The 21,836-nt window shown below is 68.6% G+C and carries 18 protein-coding genes and 1 pseudogene; 14 read left to right on the forward strand and 5 right to left on the reverse strand.

Annotated features, from left to right (window positions below; genetic code table 11):
• Positions 1–94 precede the first annotated feature (94 nt).
• Complete coding sequence (locus ACWDKQ_RS04860; protein ID WP_450137423.1) at positions 95–1,558, reverse strand: amidase; 1,464 nt, start codon at positions 1,556–1,558, stop codon at positions 95–97.
• A 188-nt stretch (positions 1,559–1,746) separates the two neighbouring features.
• Between ACWDKQ_RS04860 and ACWDKQ_RS04865 the strand changes: the two genes are divergently transcribed.
• Positions 1,747–2,916, forward strand: coding sequence for an MFS transporter (locus ACWDKQ_RS04865; RefSeq protein ID WP_450137424.1), 1,170 nt, complete (start codon positions 1,747–1,749; stop codon positions 2,914–2,916).
• A gap of 186 nt (positions 2,917–3,102) precedes the next feature.
• On the opposite strand, the gene ACWDKQ_RS04870 is transcribed toward ACWDKQ_RS04865, so the two are convergent.
• Complete coding sequence (locus ACWDKQ_RS04870) at positions 3,103–3,906, reverse strand: SAM-dependent methyltransferase (RefSeq protein WP_450137425.1); 804 nt, start codon at positions 3,904–3,906, stop codon at positions 3,103–3,105.
• Between the two features lie 109 nt (positions 3,907–4,015).
• Here ACWDKQ_RS04870 and ACWDKQ_RS04875 point away from each other — a divergent pair, with 109 nt between their 5' ends.
• From ACWDKQ_RS04875 to ACWDKQ_RS04905, 7 genes are all read left to right on the forward strand, one after another.
• The gene (locus ACWDKQ_RS04875; RefSeq protein WP_450137426.1) at positions 4,016–5,137 is read left to right on the forward strand and encodes an S-(hydroxymethyl)mycothiol dehydrogenase; all 1,122 of its coding nucleotides are present in this window, start codon (positions 4,016–4,018) and stop codon (positions 5,135–5,137) included.
• Positions 5,134–5,763 carry an MBL fold metallo-hydrolase gene (locus tag ACWDKQ_RS04880; RefSeq protein ID WP_450137427.1) on the forward strand — a complete coding sequence of 210 codons (630 nt, stop codon included), beginning with the start codon at positions 5,134–5,136 and terminating at the stop codon, positions 5,761–5,763. Before ACWDKQ_RS04875 ends, ACWDKQ_RS04880 begins: the two co-directional genes overlap by 4 nt.
• 172 nt (positions 5,764–5,935) lie before the next feature.
• Positions 5,936–7,177 carry a sensor histidine kinase gene (locus ACWDKQ_RS04885; protein WP_450137428.1) on the forward strand — a complete coding sequence of 414 codons (1,242 nt, stop codon included), beginning with the start codon at positions 5,936–5,938 and terminating at the stop codon, positions 7,175–7,177.
• A 37-nt stretch (positions 7,178–7,214) separates the two neighbouring features.
• A complete protein-coding gene (locus tag ACWDKQ_RS04890; RefSeq protein WP_450137429.1) occupies positions 7,215–7,910 on the forward strand; it encodes a response regulator in 696 nt (231 codons plus the stop codon).
• 347 nt (positions 7,911–8,257) lie between these two features.
• Positions 8,258–9,307 carry a Gfo/Idh/MocA family protein gene (locus tag ACWDKQ_RS04895; RefSeq protein ID WP_450137430.1) on the forward strand — a complete coding sequence of 350 codons (1,050 nt, stop codon included), beginning with the start codon at positions 8,258–8,260 and terminating at the stop codon, positions 9,305–9,307.
• Positions 9,308–9,677: 370 nt separating this feature from the next.
• Positions 9,678–12,098: a phosphoketolase family protein gene (locus tag ACWDKQ_RS04900; protein WP_450137431.1), complete on the forward strand. Its 2,421-nt coding sequence runs from the start codon at positions 9,678–9,680 to the stop codon at positions 12,096–12,098.
• Positions 12,095–13,186: an acetate/propionate family kinase gene (locus ACWDKQ_RS04905; RefSeq protein ID WP_450137432.1), complete on the forward strand. Its 1,092-nt coding sequence runs from the start codon at positions 12,095–12,097 to the stop codon at positions 13,184–13,186. The genes ACWDKQ_RS04900 and ACWDKQ_RS04905 overlap by 4 nt, the downstream gene beginning before the upstream one ends.
• Positions 13,187–13,287: 101 nt before the next feature.
• On the opposite strand, the gene ACWDKQ_RS04910 is transcribed toward ACWDKQ_RS04905, so the two are convergent.
• Positions 13,288–14,001, reverse strand: coding sequence for a (2Fe-2S)-binding protein (locus ACWDKQ_RS04910; RefSeq protein ID WP_450137433.1), 714 nt, complete (start codon positions 13,999–14,001; stop codon positions 13,288–13,290).
• 358 nt (positions 14,002–14,359) lie between these two features.
• Between ACWDKQ_RS04910 and ehuB the strand changes: the two genes are divergently transcribed.
• From ehuB to ACWDKQ_RS04935, 5 genes and pseudogenes are all read left to right on the forward strand, one after another.
• Positions 14,360–15,244, forward strand: a complete 885-nt coding sequence (ehuB, locus tag ACWDKQ_RS04915; RefSeq protein ID WP_450137434.1) for an ectoine/hydroxyectoine ABC transporter substrate-binding protein EhuB — start codon at positions 14,360–14,362, stop codon at positions 15,242–15,244.
• Between the two features lie 16 nt (positions 15,245–15,260).
• On the forward strand, positions 15,261–15,953 hold the full coding sequence (gene ehuC / locus ACWDKQ_RS04920; protein WP_450137435.1) for an ectoine/hydroxyectoine ABC transporter permease subunit EhuC: 693 nt from the start codon (positions 15,261–15,263) through the stop codon (positions 15,951–15,953).
• On the forward strand, positions 15,950–16,606 hold the full coding sequence (ehuD, locus tag ACWDKQ_RS04925) for an ectoine/hydroxyectoine ABC transporter permease subunit EhuD (RefSeq protein WP_450137436.1): 657 nt from the start codon (positions 15,950–15,952) through the stop codon (positions 16,604–16,606). Before ehuC ends, ehuD begins: the two co-directional genes overlap by 4 nt.
• A 13-nt stretch (positions 16,607–16,619) precedes the next feature.
• Positions 16,620–17,378, forward strand: coding sequence for an ectoine/hydroxyectoine ABC transporter ATP-binding protein EhuA (gene ehuA / locus ACWDKQ_RS04930; RefSeq protein WP_450137477.1), 759 nt, complete (start codon positions 16,620–16,622; stop codon positions 17,376–17,378).
• Between the two features lie 170 nt (positions 17,379–17,548).
• A pseudogene (locus ACWDKQ_RS04935) lies at positions 17,549–17,943 on the forward strand (IS481 family transposase); the annotation flags it as partial.
• 519 nt (positions 17,944–18,462) lie between these two features.
• On the opposite strand, the gene ACWDKQ_RS04940 reads toward ACWDKQ_RS04935, so the two are convergent.
• The gene (locus tag ACWDKQ_RS04940) at positions 18,463–18,792 is read right to left on the reverse strand and encodes a hypothetical protein (protein ID WP_450137437.1); all 330 of its coding nucleotides are present in this window, start codon (positions 18,790–18,792) and stop codon (positions 18,463–18,465) included.
• 40 nt (positions 18,793–18,832) lie between these two features.
• Here ACWDKQ_RS04940 and ACWDKQ_RS04945 point away from each other — a divergent pair, with 40 nt between their 5' ends.
• The gene (locus ACWDKQ_RS04945; protein ID WP_450137438.1) at positions 18,833–20,824 is read left to right on the forward strand and encodes an APC family permease; all 1,992 of its coding nucleotides are present in this window, start codon (positions 18,833–18,835) and stop codon (positions 20,822–20,824) included.
• A 54-nt stretch (positions 20,825–20,878) separates the two neighbouring features.
• On the opposite strand, the gene ACWDKQ_RS04950 is transcribed toward ACWDKQ_RS04945, so the two are convergent.
• On the reverse strand, positions 20,879–21,289 hold the full coding sequence (locus ACWDKQ_RS04950; RefSeq protein ID WP_450137439.1) for a hypothetical protein: 411 nt from the start codon (positions 21,287–21,289) through the stop codon (positions 20,879–20,881).
• Between the last annotated feature and the right edge of the window lie 547 nt (positions 21,290–21,836).

The raw sequence follows: 21,836 nt of genomic DNA on the forward strand, positions 1-21,836 counted from the left end.
ACAACCTCCGGCGTGTCGGGTCCCGACACGCCGGAGGGCGGCAATTTCCATGCATCGGACCCCTCCTCCCCGCGTTGAAACTGCGGTTCGGGCCTTACCGCAGCAGGGGTGGCAGTACTCGGTGGGTCCAGTCGGTGGCTCGTTCGTAGGAGTTGGCCAGCTGCAGGAGCGGCCATTCCGCGTGGTTGCGGCCGATCAGTTGGACTCCCATCGGCAGCCCGGCTTCGTTGAACCCGACCGGCAGGTTCGCGATCGGGAGCCCGGACAGCGTCCACGGCGCGACCGTCTCCATCCACCGGTGGTAGGTGTCCATCGGCCGGCCGCGGATCTCCTGCGGCCAGCGTTGTTCGACGTCGAACGGGAACACCTGCGCGCTCGGCGCAAGCAGGAAGTCGTATTCGTCGAACAACCGCGACACCGCGGCGTACCACTCGTCCCGGCCGGTCAAGGCGCGTGAGATGTCATCCGCGGTGAGCTGCTGGTAACCCGCTACTTCGAAGATCACCTCCGGTTTGAGCATCGCCCGGGTGGCCGGGTCGGCGTGCAGGTCTACGTTGTTGTGCCCGACCATCCACGAGCGCCACAGCAGGAAGGTCTCCCAGGCCTGCTCGACCGGCAGCCGGCGCGACACCGGCTCGACCTCGCAGCCGATCTCGGCGAAGGCGGCGAAGGCTTCGGCGCACAGGTCCAGCAGGCCCGGCTCGGTGGCCAGGTATCCGTCGAAGTCGCCGACCCAGCCGATCCGGGTGCCCTCGAAGTCGCGGTCCAGGCTGCCGGTGAACAACTCCGGATCCTGCTCGATGCTCAGCGGTGCGCGCTCGTCCGGACCGGCCATTGTGGACAGCAGCATCGCGATGTCGCGCACCGTGCGCCCCATCGGGCCGACCACCGAGGGCTCGCTGAGGAATCCCTCGCTCGGGATGCGGCCGAAGCCGGGCCGCAGCGACACGAGGTTGCCCCATGCCGCGGGGTTGCGCAGCGACCCCATGAAGTCGCTGCCGTCGGCGACCGGCAACATCCGTAGCGCCAGAGCGGCCCCGGCGCCGCCGCTGCTGCCGCCCGCGCTGCGCGTGGTGTCGTAGGCGTTGACAGTGGTGCCGAACACCGGGTTGAAGGTGTGCGAGCCCAGGCCGAACTCGGGGACGTTGGTCTTGCCGATGAAGATCGCGCCGGCGTCCCGCATCCGCCGCACGTGCAGGTCGTCGGTCGTCGCGAGGTTCTCGGTGAAGATCGGTGAGCCCTTCGTGGTGGGGAACCCCGCCGCGTCGGATAGGTCCTTCACCGCGATCGGGAAACCGTGCATCCACCCCGCGCACTCGCCGCGGTCGAGTTCCTTGTCTCGCTGCCGCGCCTGGTCGATGAGCTCGGTCTCGTCGGCGCGGGAGACGATCGCGTTCACCGCCGGGTTGAACCGGTCGATGTGTCCGAGGTAGGTCTGCATCGCCTCGACGCAGGAGATCTCCCGGCGGCGGATCAACCAGGACAGCTCCACGGCGTCCAGCAGCACCAGATCTGGGATCTGCGACGCGGGGAGTCCGGAACCCGGTGCCACGGTCACGCTGTCCTCCCGTTGTCGATCAACTCCACTGACCCTTGCGCCTCTGCGGGGTCGACGTCAACCCGGGTACATCCGGCCGGGGGAGACACGTCGGCCGAGGGGAGGCGTGCGTCACGTTAGCGTTGCTAAAAATTTGGTCGGTTCCCACGCTCGTAAGACCAGCACACCACAAGCACCGAGGAGGACGCATGCCCGCAGTGGCCGTCGCCGGGCAGGTGCCGCGGACCATCGGGATACCGCGGGTGCTGTCGTCGGTGGCCGCGGTGGTCACGGTCGGGGTCTTCCCGGTGTTCCTCGTTGGTGGCATGGGCGTGCAGCTGCAGCAGGACCTCAGGTTCGGCGCTGCGCTGCTGGGAGTGGGGGCGGCCGGTTTCTTCGGCGTCGCATCGGTGGCGTCCCGGACGATGGGGTGGCTCGTCGAGCGGATCGGCGCCCGCCTCGGCATGCGGCTGGGCGCGCTGGGCAGCTCGCTCTGCCTGTTCGGCCTGGCCTGGGCGCCCGATGCGCCGTGGCTGCTGGGGCTGCTGTGGGTGGCCGGACTGCCGAACTCGCTGGCGCAACCGGCATCGAACCTGCTGATCGCCCAAGGGATTCCGGCCAACCGCCGAGGTATGGGCTTCGGAGTGAAGCAGTCCTCCATCCCGGCCGCGACGCTGCTAGCGGGGGTCGCGGTGCCCGCCGTGGCCTTGACCGTCGGATGGCGGTGGGTGTTCGTGATCGCCGGGCTGGTCGGCCTGGTCGCCGCCGTCGCGGTGCCGCGGCTGCCGGACGCCGAGCGATCCGCCATCAAAGGCGGCGACACCGCCGGTCGCAACGACGCCCGGGGCGCGCTGCTGTTGCTGGCGATCTCTGGCGGCCTCGGTTCGGCCGCGGCCAACGCGCTCGGCGCGTTCGTCACCACGACGGCAGTCGAGGTCGGGTTCAGCCCGGCGGTGGCCGGGCTGGTGCTGTCGCTGGGCTCGGCTACCGGGCTGACGATCCGGCTGTGCGCGGGCGTGCTCGCGGACCGCAAGAACCCGAACCTGCTGCGGGTGATCACCGCGATGCTGCTGATCGGATCGATCGGCTTCGGGCTGATGGCGGTGGATTCGACGTGGGCGTTCCTGATCGGGGTGTCCATCGGCTTCGGTGCGGGCTGGGCGTGGCCCGGGCTGCTGAACTTCGCGGTCGCCAGGATCGCCCCGGATCGGGTCGCCAGCGCCACCTCGTTCACGCAGACCGGCATCTACCTCGGCGGCAGCGTCGGACCGCTGCTCTTCGGCATCTTCGCCGAGCAAGCCGGACTGGCGGGTGCCTGGCTGGCAGCGGGCATCGCGGCGATCATCGCGGGCGTCCTGCTGCTGTTCATCCCCCGCTGACCTACCGCGACGCCGCAATTTCCATTGAGGTTTTCCGGCCTGGCCGATCCACAGCCGCGGTGCCGGAAGCCTGATGGTGCGGGGCTGCCGCAACCGGCCTGACTGCCTTGGCGCACCTTTGCAACCGGCACCGCCGGGGCTTCTCCGCGAGGTTGGGAAAACGCTCAATGGAAATTGCGTCACGAGTCAGGGCTTGCGGGCGACACCGCCGTGGAGGAGGCAGTAGGGCTGCTTCGTGGTCGTCCGACCGGGTTCGGGGCGCCAGTCCGACAGGGACGTCGTGCCGGGCCGCACGACGTCGAAGTCGCCGAACAGTTTCTCGATCCATTCCACTTCGCGCGGCTGCAACGGGTCTGCGGTCTCCGCGTAGTGGCCCGCGAGGATGCGCATTTCGTCCGGGGCGTGGCTGCCGGTCAGGTGCGAGATCACCAGGTGGCTGCCGGGGACCAGCGCGTCGCGATAGGTCTCGACCAGCGCCACCGGGTCGTCGGAGTCGGGGATGAAGTGCAGCGGCGCCATCAGCAGCCCTACCGGCTCGGCCGGGTCGAGCAGTTCGACGGCCTCCGGGGCGTTGAGGACGGACTTCGGGTCGCGGCAGTCCGCCCGGATGATCTCGGCGCGCGGCTCGCCGGCCAGCAGCGGCTTGCTGTGCGCGACGGTGAGCGGCTCGTTGTCCACGTAGAGCACCCGGAAGTCGCGCGTCCGGCGCCGCGCCACCTCGTGCACGTGGCCGATCGTGGGGATGCCCGAGCCCAGGTCGATGAACTGGCGGACGCCGTGCGTCAGCAGGTACTCCACGACCCGCCGGAGGAACGCCCGGTTCTCCCGGTACGTTTCGCCGATGTACGGCAGCTTCCGTTCCAGGCGTTCCGCGAAGGCCCGCTCACAGCCGAAGTTGTGGCTGCCGCCGAGGAACGTATCGTAGATCCGCGCGGCGCAGGGCCGATCGATGTCCATTTCCCGGGCGGGCGGGATGCGCGTGTCGACCATGATCGTCCTCCCCTCTTACCGGGAATCGTACAGTAGTTAATCAGTAACTCTGCGTGTTTGGAATCCGGCGGGAGGCTGCTCTTGATTGCGCTCGTGCGCGCATATGACGATGGTGGTTGGAAACGACGAAATGCTGGAGGTGTTCGTGGCTGACGTCCGCGCGGTGGTGGCGACCGGGAAAGGCCGGCCGGTCGAGGTGGTGACCATCAACGTTCCGGATCCGGGACCTGGTGAGGCGGTGGTGCGGGTGCAGGCGTGCGGCGTGTGCCACACCGATCTGCACTACCGGGAGGGTGGGATCAGTGACGAGTTCCCGTTCCTGCTCGGGCACGAGGCAGCGGGTGTCGTCGAGGCGGTCGGCGAAGGTGTGCGCGACGTGGAGCCCGGTGACTTCGTGATCCTCAACTGGCGCGCGGTGTGCGGGGTATGCCGGGCCTGCAAGCGCGGTCGGCCGCAGTACTGCTTCGACACGCACAACGCGGCGCAGCCGATGACGCTGACGGACGGCACCCCGCTGTCGCCTGCGTTGGGCATCGGAGCCTTCGCGGAGAAGACACTGGTGCACGCCGGGCAGTGCACCAAAGTGGACCCATCGGCGCGTCCGGCGGTGGCCGGACTGCTGGGTTGTGGCGTGATGGCCGGGATCGGGGCCGCCATCAACACCGGCAACGCCGGGCCGGGCGACACGGTCGCGGTGCTGGGCTGCGGTGGCGTCGGGGACGGTGCGATCGCGGGGGCCAGCATGGTCGGGGCGCGGCGGGTCATCGCGGTGGACACCGATCCGAAGAAGCTTCAGTGGGCGCGCCAGTTCGGCGCCACGCACACCGTCAACGCCTCCGAGACCGATAGCGTCGAGGCGATCCGCGAGCTCACCGGCGGTTTCGGCGCCGACGTGGTGATCGACGCGGTCGGCCGCCCCGAGACGTTCAAGCAGGCCTTCTACGCCCGCGACTTGGCCGGCACCGTGGTGCTGGTCGGGGTGCCCACCCCGGAGATGAAGCTGGAGCTGCCGCTGCTGGACGTCTTCGGCCGCGGCGGCGCGGTGAAGTCCAGCTGGTACGGCGACTGCCTGCCGGAACGCGACTTCCCGATGCTGATCGAGCTCTACCAGCAGGGCCGGTTGCCGCTGGAGAAGTTCGTCAGCGAGGAGATCGCGCTGGACCAGGTGGAGCAGGCGTTCGAGAAGATGCACCGCGGCGAGGTGCTGCGTTCGGTGGTGACCTTCGGATGACGGCGCGCATCGATCACGCGACCACGTCGGGCACGTTCTCGCTCGACGACCAGACCTTCGATGTCGAGAACAACGCGTGGGTGGTCGGCGACGACCAGGAGTGCGTGATCATCGACGCCCCGCACGACATCGAGGCGATCCGCCGGCTCGTCGGCGACCGCCGGGTGCTGGCCGTGCTGTGCACGCATGCCCACGACGACCACGTGCGCAAGGCGCCGGAGCTGGCAGACGCGGTCGGGGCGCCGATCTTCCTGCACCCAGACGACCTGGTGCTGTGGAACCTGGTCCACCCGGACCGCCGACCAGACCGGGAGTTCGCCGACGGCCAAGTGGTCGAGGTCGGCGGAATCGGGCTGCAGGTGCTGCACACGCCCGGCCACGCGCCGGGCGCGGTGTGCCTGTACTCGCCCGAGCTCGGCGTGGTGTTCTCCGGTGACACCTTGTTCGCCGGTGGGCCCGGCGCCACCGGTCGGTCCTATTCGGACTTCGGGACGATCACGGTGTCTATCCGGGAGCGGTTGTTGCCGTTGCCGGAGGACACCGAGGTCCGAACGGGACACGGGGAGAGCACCACGATCGGCGCGGTCCGGCCCCAGTTCGACGAGTGGGTCGCGCGCGGATATTGACCGTTGCGGCCCCGTCGTTGATCGTGAGCGGGTAGGTTGCCCGCTACGACTTTCGGTGGATGAAGCACCTCGGGGCAGTGCGCAGGATCTTGGTCCGTGAGCGGCTGTGCCGCTCACGGACTCGTGCTGGCTCGCCAGCGAGCCGATCCGCGCACCGTGTGAGGCAGGTTTGATGGTCGATCATGCGCTTGGCAGCTCCGCTGTCGCGGCGCCGCGGACTGGCTTGCTGACCTGGATCATCGCGCGCCGCGTGGTCCTCGGCGATGTCGTTTTCGTGGTCGTGCTGTGCGTGTTGCACGGCCTCGACCTCTCCATCGGCGAGCATCCGCCGTGGATGGTCTGGTGGTGGCCGCTGCTGGTAAGCGTGCCGGCCACCAGCATGCTGCCGCTGCGGCGACGGGTGCCTTGGCTGGTGCTGTTCGTGCTTTTGGCGGTCACCGTCGCGCTCACCCTGCTCAAGCTCTACATCGGCGGGCTGAACCTGGTGATCCTCGTCGCGGTCTACTCGGTCTGCGTGCGCGGATCGCGGACCGCATCGGTGATCGCCGCGACGATCGCGATGGTCTACCCGGTCACCGAGATGGTCGTCTACGAGCTGTCGCCGGTGGAGAGCCTGTTGCGGATCGCTGGCGCGGTGGTGAACCTCGTCATGGTGATCGGCTGGGCGCGCGCGATGCAGGTCGGTCGGCGTCGCGCGGCGCAGCTGGAGCAGACCCTGGCGCTGCTCGACGAGGCCCGCGACCAGCTCGCCGCCGATGCCGCGGCAATCGAACGGGCCCGCATAGCACGGGAGTTCCACGACATCGTGTCGCACAGCCTGTCCGTGGTGGCGTTGCGGGCGGGCGTCGCGCGGGCGCTGATCGACCGCGACCAGGAGCATGCCCGGCAGACCTTGCAGGAGCTGGAGCAGACCTCCCGCAGCGCATTGGGGGAGATGCGCAACCTGCTCAACGTGCTGCGCGATCGCAACTCCGCTGGTCAGGACCCGGTGGACTGGCAGCCGACGCCCAGCCTGGACGGCGTGGACAAGCTGGTCGAGTCGGTGCGTGGCGGGCGCGTGGTGTGGAAGCTCGACCGGCGCGGCCAGGTCCGCGAGCTGGGCTTCGGGGTGGAGATGACCGCATACCGGATCGTGCAGGAGGCGATGACCAACGTGCTCAAGCACGCCGGCTCCGGGAGGGCGCGTGTGCTGCTGGACTACGGGCCGGACGCGTTGCGGATCGAGGTGACCAACCACCTAGGCGGGCTGGACGCGGTGGACGCCCGCCCTACGTCCCAGCAGTCGGGACACGGGCTGATCGGACTGCGGGAACGCGTTGCGCTGCTAAGCGGAACCTTGACCGCGCATCCGGTTTTGAACGGATTTCACCTTCAAGCCATGCTACCGTGCGCGGAAAATTCGGACCTGCCCTGAGCCGGAATTCGGGGGGCCCGGACCGAGGAGGCCCGGCGTGGAAACTGCGGACACGACCGTCCTGGTAGCCGACGACCAAGCGATGATCCGTGCGGGACTGGTCGCGCTGCTGTCCAGCGAACCGGGCCTGCGCGTGCTGGCCGAAGCCGCCGACGGTGAAGCGGCGCTGTCCGCGGTGCGCCGGCGGCGGCCCGACGTGGTGCTGATGGACGTGCGGATGCCGGGCAAGGACGGCATAGCGGCGGCCCGCGACATCATCGCGGAAACCGGCGGCGAAACCTCGGTGATCATGCTCACGGTGCACGACCTCGACGAGTACGTCTACGCCGCCTTGCGCGCCGGGGCCAGCGGTTTCCTGCTCAAGGACGCCACGCCGGAGGAGCTGGTCAAGGCCGTGCACACCGTCGCTGCTGGGGATGCGCTGCTGTCGCCGCGAATCACCAAGCGGCTGTTGCAGCGCTTCGCGGCGCTGGGCGTCCGCGACGCCCGCAGCGAGTTGAGCGCGCTGACGGAGCGGGAGCTGGACGTGCTGCTGGAGGTCGCGCGCGGCGGGTCGAACGCCGAGATCGCCCGCAACCTCGGGCTGGCGGAGCTGACGGTGAAGTCGCACCTTTATCACGTGATGCAGAAGCTGCACCTCAGCTCGCGCACCCAGCTGGTGATCACGGCCTACGAGACCGGCCTGGTCTGCCCGGGCCAGACCAACGTGGGCCCGCGCCGGGCCTCGGCCTGACCTGCTGCCCGCAATTCCTTTGAGCGTTTTCCAGCCTGTTCTTGCGGCGGTGCGGTAGCGGAACCTCGGCGGCCTTCTCGGCCTGCGGGGACCCCGGGCTTTTGCGACCCCAACGCGGCCGTCCGGGCTGTCCTCGCGAGAAGACCGCTTGAGAACCCGAGGCGGTGCCGGGGCGAGGGGCTAAGGCGGCTGCGCCGCTTGCGGCATCCCAGTGCCGTGGACTTCCGGCGTCGCGGCCGCGGATCGGACAGGGTGGAAGGCTCATTGAAATCGGAGCTTCGATTTCAATGGAGTTTGCGGGGTCGCTGGAGGCGGGGTCGAGCTGGGTGGCGGGGTCTAATGGGGGCATGAGCTCTGCACTGCGAGTCGGACTTGTCGGATACGGCGTCGGCGGCGCGATCTTCCACGCCCCGCTGATCGCAGCCCATCCGTCGCTGAGGCTGGCGGCGGTCGTCACCGCCAACCCCGAGCGGCAGCAGCAGGTGCGCGCCGAGCACCCGGAGGCTGAGATGGTCGGCGACATGGACGCGCTGCTGGGGCGCGAGCTCGACCTGGTGGTGATCGCCAGCCCGAACCGCACGCACGTCGAGTTGGCCACGGCCGCGCTGGACGCCGGGCTGCCGGTCGTGGTGGACAAGCCGTTCACCCCGACCTCGGTCGAAGGGCGGCAGTTGATCGAGCACGCGGCGGCCAAGGGACAGCTGCTGACTGTCTTCCAGAACCGCAGGTGGGACAACGACATGCGCACGGTGCGCAAGCTGCTGGACGACGGCGAGCTGGGCCGGGTGCACCGCTTCGAGTCGAGGTTCGAGCGGTGGTCGCCTACGCCGAAGCCGACCTGGCGGGACTCCGGCGGCGCGGAGGACTTCGCGGGCATCCTCTACGACCTGGGCAGCCACCTCATAGACCAGGCCCTGCAGCTGTTCGGCCCGGTCGCCGCGGTCTACGCCGAGATCGACTGCCGGCGGGCCGGGATGCAGGCCGACGATGACACGTTCATCGCGCTCACCCACGCCAACGGCGTTCGTTCGCACATGTGGATGAGCAAGGTCACGGCGCGGCCGGGCCCGCGCTTCCGGGTGCTCGGCGATGCGGCCACCTTCACCAAGTACGGCTCGGACCCGCAGGAAGCCGAGCTGCGCGCCGGGCGCCTGCCCGTCGACGACACCTGGGGCCGCGAACCGGAGGCCCTGTGGGGTGCCCTGGGCGTCGGCGACGACGTCCGGCGGGTGCCCAGCGAAGCGGGCGACTACCTGGCGTTCTACGGCGGGGTCGTCAAGGCGCTGCGCGACGGCACCCCGCCGCCGGTGGACCCGGCGGACGCGGTGGCGGCCCTGGACATCATCGCGGCGGCTCGCCGTTCCGCCGCCGAGATCACCGTCGACCGCCTCCTCTAGCGGATCGGGTGAGGGCAGCCGTGCCCCAGTTAGTTGGTCACGGGCGCCCGCCACCCCGTCGCCAACCGCGTTGGTGCCTTCACCGGGCTTCGGGCCGACCGTCTGCGGGACAGATGTGGGCAGAACAGTCTGAAGTGGACCAGTTCCGTTGTCCCGAGCGGGCACGCCAGCGCGCACGCCAGCCCGGCCGCCAACCGGAACCGCGTGGAGAACAACTTTCCAGTCACGGTGCGAAAGCTATGGCGGCGAAGCACGTCGCGAAATGCGGTGCTCAGCACTGATCACCCGTGGTTTTCCGCAGGACCCCGAGTTGCGAACCAGCTGGTGCCCACCACGCTGAATGACGGGGTGTCGAGCATTGGGAGCCGGGATGAGCAGTGAGATCAGCACCGAAACCACCAGGGTCACCTGGACCACCACGCCCGCCGTGTCCGAACACCTGGACCCGCAGGAGGTCGACGGGCTGCAGCTGTGGTGGCGGGCCGCCAACTACCTGTCCGTCGGGCAGATCTACCTGATGGACAACCCGCTGCTGAGGGAGCCGTTGCGCCCCGAGCACATCAAGCCCCGGCTGCTCGGGCACTGGGGCACCACGCCGGGCCTGAACTTCATCTACGCCCACCTCAACCGGGCGATCCGGGCCCGCGACCTGAACATGATGTACGTGATCGGGCCGGGGCACGGCGGCCCCGGCCTGGTGGCGGCGGCGTGGTTGGAGGGCACCTACAGCGAGGTCTACCCGGACGTCGCGCAGGACTACGAGGGCCTGCGCCGCCTGGTCACCCAGTTCTCCTTCCCCGGCGGGATTCCCAGCCACGTGGCGCCGGAGACACCGGGCTCGATCCACGAGGGCGGCGAGCTCGGGTATTCGCTCTCGCACGCCTTCGGCGCCGCTTTCGACAACCCCGACCTGATCGTGTCGTGCGTCGTCGGTGATGGCGAGGCGGAGACCGGACCGCTGGCCACCAGTTGGCACTCCAACAAGTTCCTGGATCCGGTCACCGACGGCGCCGTACTGCCGATCCTGCACCTCAACGGCTACAAGATCGCCAATCCGACGGTGCTGGCGCGCATCCCGGAGGACGAGCTGCTCGGCATGCTGCGCGGCTTCGGCTACGAGCCGTACCTGGTGTCCGGTTCGGAGCCGGAGCCGATGCACCACCTGTTTGCCGCGACGCTGGACCGGTGCCTGGACGAGATCTCCGCGATCCAGCGCGGTGCCCGCCGGGACGGCCGGATGCTTCGGCCGCGGTGGCCGATGATCGTGCTGCGCACCCCGAAGGGCTGGACCGGACCGGCTACTGTGGACGGAAAGCGGGTCGAGGGCAGCTGGCGATCGCACCAGGTGCCGATCAGCGACCCGCGCAACGACCAGGCGCACCTGCGTCAGCTCGAATCCTGGATGCGCAGCTACGAACCGGCCGCGCTGTTCGAACCCGACGGCGCGCCGGTGCAGCGGATCAAGGACCACAACCCGGCCGGAAAGCGGCGGATGAGCGACAACCCGCATGCCAACGGCGGTCTCCTGCTGCGCACGCTGCGGATGCCCGACTTCAGGCAGTACGCGGTGAGGGTGGACGACCCGGGCGCCACCATCGGCGAGGCCACCCGGGTGCTGGGTGGTTTCCTGTGCGATGTGATGCGCCTGAACGAGGACGAATGCAACTTCCGCGTCTTCTCCCCGGATGAGAACAACTCCAACCGGCTTAACGCGGTCCTCGACGCCACGGCCCGGACCTGGGATGCCGAAACCGAACCGGGCGACGACTCGCTCGCCCCGGACGGCCGGGTGATGGAGATCCTCTCCGAGCACACCTGCCAGGGCTGGCTGGAGGGCTACCTGCTCACCGGTCGGCACGGGTTCTTCTCCTGCTACGAGGCGTTCGCGCACATCGTGGACTCGATGGTCAACCAGCACGCCAAGTGGTTGAAGGTCACCGACCAGCTCGCCTGGCGGCAGCCGATCGCGTCGCTGAACTACCTGCTGACCTCGCACGTGTGGCGGCAGGACCACAACGGCTTCTCGCACCAGGACCCGGGGTTCATCGACCACGTGATGAACAAGAAGGCGGAGGTGGTGCGGGTCTACCTGCCGCCGGACGCGAACACGCTGCTGTCGGTGGCCGACCACTGCCTGCGCAGCCGGAACTACATAAACGTGGTGGTCGCCGGCAAGCAGCCCGCGCCGCAGTACCTTGACATGGACGCGGCGATCGTGCATTGCACCAGGGGAATCGGGATCTGGGACTGGGCAAGCAGCGATCAGGACGGTGAGCCCGACGTGGTGATGGCCTGCGCTGGCGACGTGCCGACGATGGAGACGCTGGCGGCCGTCGACCTGCTCCGAGACCACTTCCCGGACCTGCGCATCCGGGTGATCAACGTGGTTGACCTGATGCGGTTGCAGGACGAACGCCAGCACCCGCACGGGTTGTCCGACGCCGAGTTCGACAGCCTGTTCACCCGCGACCGGCCGGTGATCTTCAACTACCACGGCTATCCCTGGCTGATCCACCGGTTGACCTACCGGCGGCACAACCACGACAACATCCACACCCGCGGCTACAAGGAGGAGGGCACCACGACCACGCCGTTCGACATGTGCGTGCTCAACCAGATCGACCGGTTCAACCTGGCGATCGACGTGATCGACCGGGTGCCGCGACTGGGCCCGCGCGCGGCCTACGCACGAGAAGCGTTGCAGACCAAGCTGATCGAGCACCGGCAGTACGTGTCGACGCACGGCGAGGACATGCCGGAGATCCGGGACTGGGTGTGGTCGGCGCGATGAGGGTGCTGACCGTGAACGCGGGCTCCAGCAGCCTTAAGCTCGGGTTGCTGGACGGCGACGAGGCGGTCGCGGAGGAGACCCTGGAGCGCTGGGAGGGCGAGGCGGAGCCGATCCGCGGGTTCCTCGACGAGCACGGGGCGGACGCGGTGGGGCACCGCGTGGTGCACGGCGGCACGCGGATCATCGCGGCGACCGTGGTCGACGACAGGGTGCTTTCCTATCTGGAGTCGTTGACCGAGCTCGCCCCGCTGCACCAGCCGCGCGCGATCGCCGGGCTGCGCGCGGCGCGCACCGCTGAGCCGGGCACGCCGTCGGTGGCGTGCGTGGACACCGCGTTCCACGCTGGGCTTTCGACGGCTGCGGCCACCTATGCGCTGCCCCGGGAGTGGAACCGGAAGTGGGGGTTGCGCCGTTACGGGTTCCACGGCTTGTCGCATTCCTACGCGGTGGTCCGCGGCGCGGAGCTGGCGGGTTTGCCGCCGCGGCAGGGGCGGGTGCTGTCCTGCCATCTCGGTGCCGGTGCGTCGATGGCGGCGGTGCGCGACGGCCGGTGCGTGGACACGACCATGGGTTTCACACCGGAGGAAGGCCTGGTCATGAACACCCGCAGCGGCACGGTGGATCCGGGCCTGCTGGGCTGGCTGCTGAACACGAAACGCGTTGCACCGCAAGATCTTTTCGACGTGCTGGCGCAGCGATCCGGCCTGGCCGGGCTGTCCGGGGTTTCCGGTGATCTGCGCGATGTGCTGGCCGCGCGCGACAGCGGCGACGCGGACTCGACGGTGGCCGTAGACGTATACCTGCACAGCCTGGTTCGGTACGCCGGGGCGATGACCGCGGTGCTCGGCGGGTTGGATCTGCTGGTGTTCACCGGCGGGGTGGGGGAGCACCAGCCGCCGGTGCGGTCGGCGGTCTGCGAAGCACTGGAATTCATCGGTACCAAGGTGGATTGGGCGCTGAACGAAAAGGCGACGCAGGACGCCGACATCTCCGCGCCCGGTGCTGCGGCGCGCACGGTGGTGGTGCAGGCCCGCGAAGACATGGAGATCGCCCGCCAAACCCGCGCCGCCGCAACACTGGCCACGTGACCGCTGGCACACCGAAACTGGGGGCGTGAAGCTGCCCCGCATCGGGGCGGTACGTACGGGTCAACTTCGGCACCGCAAGGTGGCGGCTCACGACACGCTTTTCACACGCTTCGTGAACGGGAGTTCCAGAGGACGCATTCTTCGCAGTAGCCGCTGCCGGGGTTCCGCCACCACTGGCAGCAAGTTGTCCGGCGGGTCCACGGGTCGCGTTCCGGGTCGATGTCGAGCAGGTGCTCGCGACCGGTGGCCGCGCGGAGCTCGCGGGCCGTGGCCATCGCGTCACCGGGCAGTCCGCAGCGCTGCAGCCGCCAGAGCACCGTGCCGAGGGAGCCGACCGGATTTCCCCAGTATTCCTGGCTTTCCGGGGCTGGCCCGCCGAGCGCGTGCAGAGCCCGGGTCAGAGGTTCGAACGCCCGGCACAGCTGCGCCCACCACTGTTGCGGGCTGCTCTCGCCGAGCTGATCGCCGGTCGGGCGGAGTCCGGAGAGGCGGCCCTCGGCCGTCACGGCGACGCGCAGCCCGGCCAGCGAGGGGAGCGGCACGCCGAGGTGGTACTCCGGCACCGTGGCGCAGCAGGCGAGCCAGCCGAACCGGAACGCCACCAGCACGACTCCGGCCCGGTGGTGGCGAAAGCCGCCGCGTTCCTGCCATTCCGCCACGCAGCACGCCAGCCATGGCCCGGCCGGATCGCAGAAGTCGTCCCAGGGCACCGTCGGAATGCTGGGGGAGCGGATCGTGCCCGGTCTCGGAAGGATCCGGTCGCATTCCCGGAGTCGCCCGAGCAACACGGCCCGGGAGCAGGGCTCGGTGGTCATGGTGGCCGCTCCTGGTGGTTTCGGGGACCACAGCGTACCTGGACCTTTCGGACTGCTTCGCATTGCGGAGAGTGGGCATTGTGGACAGATGCCCGCATCCCGGGCTGGCGGTGGAATTCGCCGGATCGGGCCCAAGCGGGACGACCCTTGGCGACGCACAGCGCAGGCCCAGCGGATGTTCCTTGGTGCGTTTGCGCAGGTGGTTCGACATCTTGCGGCCTTTCGTACCGCTGATCGGCCGATTCCAGGGGTAACCCAATGTCAATAATCCGTTTATTGACAGGTTGAAGCGGGCGACCTAGCGTCTCTCCCCAACGCGTCACTCGAATGGGTGATGCATGCGAGGGAGCGTGAGCCGATGCGCGGAAACGAAATCTCCCGACGACAGTTGCTTCGCGGTGGCGCGACGGCGGCCCTGGCTCTGCCTGCGGCCGGATTCCTCGCCGGGTGCAGCTTCACCCAACCCGGCACCGGCCAGTCGGCGGGATCCACATTGGACCAGGTTCGCAAGCAGGGCTTCGCTCGCATCGCCATCGCCAACGAGCCACCTTACACGCAGATCAAACCGGACGGCACGGTCACCGGGGCGGAACCAGACGTGGTCGCCGCCGTGCTGAAGCGGATGGGGATCCCGGAGATCCAGGGCGTGGTCACGCCCTACGAGTCGATGATCCCGGGGCTCAACGCGAACCGGTGGGACATCATCGCCGCCGGGCTGTTCATGAAGCAGTCGCGGTGCGGACAAATCCTCTACTCCGAACCGGAAATCGTGTCGACGGAGTCGTTCGCGGTGCCGTCGGGCAACCCCAAGAACCTGACCAGCGTGGCATCCGTCAAAGCCGATCCGGCGGTGAAGGTTGCCGTGCTGCCAGGCGGCTTCGAGGACGGCGCGCTGAAGACGCAGAACGTGCCGGCCGCGCAGATGGTCAACATCCCCGACGGCCGCAGCGGGATCGAGGCGGTGCAGGCCGGCCGGGCCGACGCGTTCTTCCTGCCGACCCTGTCGCTGAACTCGCTGAAGACCGACGGGATCGACATCACGCCGCCGATCAAGGATGTGCAGCAGACCGGCTCAGGCGCCGGTTTCCGCAAGTCCGACCAGGACCTGGTCAATGCCTACGACGAACAGCTGCGCGCGCTGAAGGCCAGCCCCGAGTTCGACCAGATCCTCTCGAAGTGGGGATTCTCGGCGAACGCGGCCCGGAGCGTCACCCGGGACCAGCTCTGCGCCGTTGCGGGCTGATCGGGGAGCCCAGCGCATGTCCCAGATCCTCCCGTTCCTACCGCTGCTGCTCAACGGCCTGCTGATCACGCTCGCGCTGACCGCGGTGGGCATCGTGATCACCGTCGTCGTCGCCTTCGCGGCGGGCCTATGCCGCATGTCCCGGCGACGCTGGCTGAGCTGGCCGGCCGGGGTGTTCATCGAGATCTTCCGCGGCACGTCAATGCTGGTCCAGCTGTTCTGGCTGTTCTTTGCCCTGCCGTTCTTCGGGGTCCAACTGGTGCCCTTCGCCGCGGCAGTGCTGGCGCTCGGGCTCAACGAGGGCGCCTACGGCGCGGAGATCGTGCGCGGTGCGATCACCGCGTTGCCGCGCGGCCAGCGCGAAGGCGCGATCGCGCTTAGCCTGACCCCGTACCAGCGGCTGCGGTTCGTCATCCTGCCGCAGGCGATCCCGGCGATGATCCCGCCGTTCGGCAACGTCTTCGTCGACCTGCTGAAGAACACCTCGCTGGTGTCGCTGGTGACCGTCGCGGACCTGACCTTCCGGGCTCAGATGGTGCGGGCGACAACCGGCGCCACCGCAGCGGTTTTCGGCACCATCCTGGTGCTGTACTTCATCGTGGCGTACGTGTTGTCCGTCGCGACGGCCTGGTTCGAGCGCCGGATGGACCCCGCTCGGCCCACACCACGGCAACGCGTGCTCCGCCCCAGGCGGGTGGTCGGCCCATGATCTGGGACTGGTCCTTCGCGGCGAGTATCGTGCCGCCCCTCTTGGACGGGTTGTGGGTGACCGTTGAGGTCACGCTCATCGGCACGGTGATCGCGCTGCTGCTCGGGCTCGTGGTGGCAGTCGTCCGGTACTCGCGGATTCCGGTGCTGGGCAAGCTGTTCGACTTCTTCGTCCTGTTCGTGCGGGGCACGCCGCTGCTGGTTCAGGCGTACTTCGCCTTCTACGTGCTACCCAACGTCGGGGTGCAGTTCTCGCCGCTGGTCACCGGCATCATCGTGCTCGGCATCAACTACAGCGCCTACACCGCCGAGGTCTACCGCGCGGGGATCCAAAGCGTGCCCGCCGGGCAGTGGGAGGCGTCGACGGCGCTGAGCCTTTCCTCCTGGCAGCGCTGGCGTTTCGTGGTGCTGCCGCAGGCGGTGCGCGATGTGATCCCGGCGCTGGGCAACTACGTGGTGCAGATGTTCAAGGACTCGGCGATCCTGTCCGCCATCACGGTCTTCGAACTGCTCAGCCACGCGACCTCGATCGGGTCCAGCAGCTACCGCTACCTGGAGCCGCTGACCATCGCGGGCCTGCTGTTCCTGGCGGTCAGCCTGCCGGCCGCGAAGCTGATCAAACGATTGGAGCTGCGCCTTGCGCATCCGCGATGAGGACGTCCAGCCGATGATCTCATTCGCCGGCGTGGGGAAGTCGTTCGGCGACAACCACGTGCTGCGTGAACTGGACCTCGATGTCGCCGCTGGGGAGAAGGTCTCCATCATCGGACCGAGCGGCTCCGGGAAGACCACCATCCTGCGGCTGCTCATGACGTTGGAGCAGCCGGACAGCGGACTGGTCGAGGTCGACGGCGAGCCGCTTTGGGACTGTCGCGGCGACGTGGGCTCGGCGGACACCAGGCAGCAGGCGGCCGTACGGCGCAAGATCGGCATGGTATTCCAGCACTTCAACCTGTTCCCGCACATGACGGTGCTCAACAACGTCACCCTGTCGCCGATCCAGGTGCTGGGAATGCCGCGGGAGGAGGCCGAGCAACGTGCGGTCGACCTGTTGCAGATGGTCGGGCTGGAGAAGCACCTCGGGCACAAACCGGGCCAGCTCTCGGGCGGCCAGCAGCAACGTGTGGCGATCGCCAGGGCTTTGGCCATGCGCCCCAAGGTGATGCTCTTCGACGAGGTCACCTCCGCCTTGGACCCGGAGCTCATCGGCGAGGTCCTCGCCGTCATTCGGGACCTCGCCCACACCACCGCGATGACGATGTTGCTTGTGACCCACGAAATGCGCTTCGCGGAGGAGATCTCGGATCGAGTCCTGATGTTCGACTCAGGGGCGGTGATCGAATCGGGGCCACCCTCAACGATCTTCGAGAACCCCCAGCACGAAAGGACCCAGCGCTTCCTCAAGGCCGTCCTCGAACGCAAGTGATCGAGGTGAGGGGCACCCTTGCCCGGCTAAACCGCTTCTTCAATCTCAGTTGATGTGACACGGTTTGTGTCTCGCAGCAAGTGACATACCCGGGTCGGGTGGTGTTGTGCGATCTGCCGCCTGATTGGCGTTGTGGTGTTCGGCCATGACGCGGAAACGGGCGAGCGCTCATGCAGCTGATGGACGCGATGTTTGTTGCTGGGGCCGAGGTCGCGAATGTGGCGGAGTGGTGTCGGGTCAACGGTGTCGATAGGTGCACGTTCTATCGACACCGTTGACCCGGGCCCGGGTGGCGGGCCGGTGGCAGCCTCGGTCCCCGCGTCCGAGAACGATTCCGCATGCCACCCCCGAGCCGGTCGTGGCCGAGATCGTGCGGTTGCGTCACGCGCTGGCCCCTGACAACGGGGCCGATTTCATCCGCGACGAACTCGCCGAGATCGCGGCCGTGGCGGGCTGGGCCGAACGGGGCTGGCGGGTTCCGGTTCGGGCCGCCATCAACCGGGTCCTGGACCGCCACGGCCTGCTGGAGCCCAGCCCGCGCAAACGCCCCCGCTCGTCCTGGCGGGGGTGGTCCTGCCCTTCGCTGCCAGGTACGTCGTTCACGCCGGATGGCGCGGCGGACCGTGCGCGCAGTGCACAGGTCCCTTCAACTTCTTTCCGCAGGCCGTTCGGGGATCCGCCCCGCCGCTGACCGGGTGGTGCCAGATGGCTTCGTGAATGCTGGCTATCCAGCGAGGTAGCAGGGTTTGGTGCTGCATGGAATGGCCCGTTTCCAGAGGCTTGGCCGGTGCGTCGGGGTACACCCGCCAGGCTGTTGGAACCCCAGCCCGACGTGGAGCATCGGGGTCCGCCAAGTCGGGCCGGGGGCTCAGAGAGCGCCACCGCGCCACCTGCTCATCTGGGAATGGTCCGGAGGGGCGGCCAACCGCAGGCACTCCTCGGGTGCCTCATGCTCGACCGGCCGCCCCGCACCGCCGCGCGCCAGGCCGTGACTGTCCCGTCGCGTCGTGGCGGCTGCCTCATGTCCTCGCCGACTGATTTTGTTGTTTTCTTTGTCGCTTGCGGAGAGTCCGCCGCCCTTGGGTTACTTGCGTGGAGTGATCAAATGAGTTCCCTGGTACGCGGGGTCCGCAATAGTCGGGGTGTCCGCGAGAAGATCCTCCCAGCCGCACTCGGTGAACGCTTTGCGATCATGCATGGAGCCATGCATGGAGCCATGCATGGAGCCATGCATGGAGCCATGCATGGAGCCATGCGTGGGCGCGGATATTCCCAACAAGCCGGCATTCATATCTGCCGCGACCTGGATGTTGAGCCCTGCGCGGCGGCGCTTGCCGGAGTAGTTGTCCTCGTGGCCAGCACGGTTGCCGGTTGGGACACCCCCACTGCGGACGATCACGTCCCCGAACAGCATCTGCAGCGCATTTGGCGGCGGTTGCTCCTAGCCTGGTGGGGTGGCTTCGTCGTTGCACGTGTTGAAGCGGCTGTTGCTGGGGCGTCCGGTGCGCAGCGACCGGCTGCGGGAAACATTGCTGCCGAAACGGCTGGCTCTGCCGATCTTCGCCAGCGACCCGATCTCCTCCGTCACCTACGCGACGCAGGAGATCCTGCTGATCCTGTCGCTCGGCGGGCTGGCGCTGCTGCAACTGACGCCGTGGGTGTCGCTGGCGGTCGTGGTGCTGCTCGCCGTCGTGGTCGCTTCCTACTGGCAGGTCGTGCACGCCTATCCCAGCGGCGGCGGGTCCTACGAGGTCGTGGCGCGCAACCTCGGCCGCAATCCGAGCCTGGTGGTTGCCGCCGCGTTGATGGTCGATTACGTGATGACGGTCGCGGTGTCGGTCGCGGCCGGTGTCGACAACCTGGTCTCGGCGGTGCCGTCGTTGTACCCGCAGCGGGTTTGGATCGCCGTCGTCGTAGTGGTGCTGATGATGGCGATGAACCTGCGCGGAATCCGCGAGTCCGGCCAGGCGTTCGCCGTGCCGACCTACCTGTTCATCGCGGCGATGGGCCTGACCATCGTCGTCGGCCTCGGGCAGGCCGCAGCGGGGCATCCGCCGGTCGCGGAGAGCGCCGGTTGGGATATCCGGCCGGAGCAGCTCGACGTCACCGGACTGGCCCTGATCTTCCTGCTGCTGCGGGCTTTCTCCTCGGGATGCACGGCGTTGACCGGGGTGGAGGCGATCTCCAACGGGGTGCCTGCATTCCGGCGGCCGAAGGGCGTCAACGCCGGCCGCACCATGATCATCATGGGGGCGTTGGCGATCGGCCTGTTCAGCGGCGTGACCGCGGTGGCGATGATCTCCGGTGTGCGGATCGCGAACGACCCGTGCGACTTGATCGGCTTCCCTGCGGACTGCCGCAGTACCGGGCAGCGCACCGTCATCGCGCAGGTCGCGGGCGCGGTGTTCGGGGTGGACAGCGTGCTGTTCTTCGTCGTACAGGCCGGCGCGGCGCTGATCCTGCTGCTGGCCGCGAACACCGCCTTCAACGGCTTCCCGATGCTCGGGTCGTTGCTCGCGCAGCGCCGGTACCTGCCGCGCCAGTTGCACACCCGCGGCGATCGGCTGGCGCACTCCAACGGAATCGTGCTGCTTGGGTTGGTCGCGATCGCGCTCATCGCGGCGTTCGCGGGGTCCGTGACGGCGCTGATCCAGCTCTACATCATCGGTGTGTTCACGTCGTTCACGCTGAGCCAGATCGGCATGGTGAGGCACTGGAACCACCTGCTCGCCGAGGCCGGCGCCACGGACCGGGCGCGCTACCACCGGTCGAGGTTGGTCAACGCCGTCGGCGCGGCGCTAACCGCGACGGTGCTGGTCGTCGTGCTCATCACGAAGTTCACCCACGGCGCCTACCTGGTGGTGATCGCGATCCCGCTGCTGTATTTCCTGATGCGGGCCATCCACCGCCACTACCGCGACGTTCGCCGCGAACTCGAACCGGAGCGCGACGGGATCACCCTGCCCAGCAGGGTGCACGCGGTGGTGCTGGTATCCACGCTGCACAAGCCGACGCTGCGCGCGTTGGCATTCGCGTGCGCTAACCGGCCGGACACGCTGGCTGCGCTCACCGTGAATGTAGACGACGCGGAAACGCACCTGCTGCGCGACGAGTGGGAACGGCACGGCATCGAAGTTCCGCTGACGGTGGTGGAGTCGCCCTACCGCGAGATAACCCGGCCGGTCATCGACTACATCAAGCGTATCCGCCGCGAAGGCCCGCGCGACCTGGTGTGCGTGTACGTCCCGGAGTACGTCGTCGGCCACTGGTGGGAGAACCTGCTGCACAACCAGAGTTCGCTGCGGCTGACCTGGCGGCTGCGCTTCGAGCAGGGCGTGATGGTGGTCAGCGTGCCCTGGCAACTCGACTCCAGCCACCGCCGCGACATCGACCGCGTCCACCACATCCCCGGCCATACCCGCCGCGGCATCACCCCACCCACCTGACCCCGGCCTCCGAGTTCGTGTGAAATCGTCGCTTGGCGTTGCTGGACGGCGTCGTCAGGCGAGGGCAGCGAGGCGGCGATAGGAGTCGAGGCGGTCCTCCGGGTCGTAGGCCGTGGCGGTCACCAGGACCTCGTCGGCACCGGTGCGCGCGGTGAGGTCCGTCAGCGCGACGGCAACCTCGTCTGCCGTGCCGAACACGTGGCCGTCCAGCGCGCGTTCGAACTGGGTGCGTTCGCGGTCGGAAATCTCGCGCGCCAGCACCTGCTCTGGTGGTTCCAGCGGCGGGAATTCGCCGCGAGTGCGGGAGAAAGCGGTTGCCCAGGCTTCGGGGACGAGCAGCCGCCGGGCCTGCTCCGCGGTGTCGGCGACCGCGACGGCTCGCGCGATGACGACGTACGGCTGCGCCGCCCATTCCGATGCGGAAGTGCTCGCGGTAGGACTCGATGGCGCGAAACATCCGGTCATCGCCGTGGACCGCCGCGATCACCAGCGGCAGGCCGAACGCGGCGGCGGTGCGGGCCCCGGAGCCGGTGGCGAGCAGGAACACCGGCAGTCGCAAGCCCTCGGCCGGGACAGCGTGCACCCCGGGGAACCTGCCAGGCTGCCCGGACAGGTACCCCAGCAGTTCCGTGAGCTGCTCGCCGAACCCCTCGGCGGCGTCCTTGCCGCGCCCGAGTGCGCGCCAGGGCTCGCTGCGGGCTCTGCCCCGTGTCGTGTTCGCACCCGCGGCCGTCCACCTACCCGCAGCGGCGACCGAGCCCCGTCACTGCCGCGAGCCGCATAACAGCCAACCTCCGCAGAGCGATCCAGCACTGCTGGATCGAGTGTTCGCTTCATCGGCCCACCTACTAGGCCAGCGAGGCGGAGCGGGAAGTCCGATCAGACATGGAAGTCTCCAACAGTCCCAGAATTGCTGCGAGGCCTGGCGGCGAAGCTCGAACCTGAGCCCTCCCGGTTTGATGCCGGGCGCTCTACCGCTGAGCTACGCCAGGGTGCGGCGGAAACCACCGCG

The sequence above is a fragment of the Saccharopolyspora sp. NPDC000995 genome, assembly GCF_053599315.1.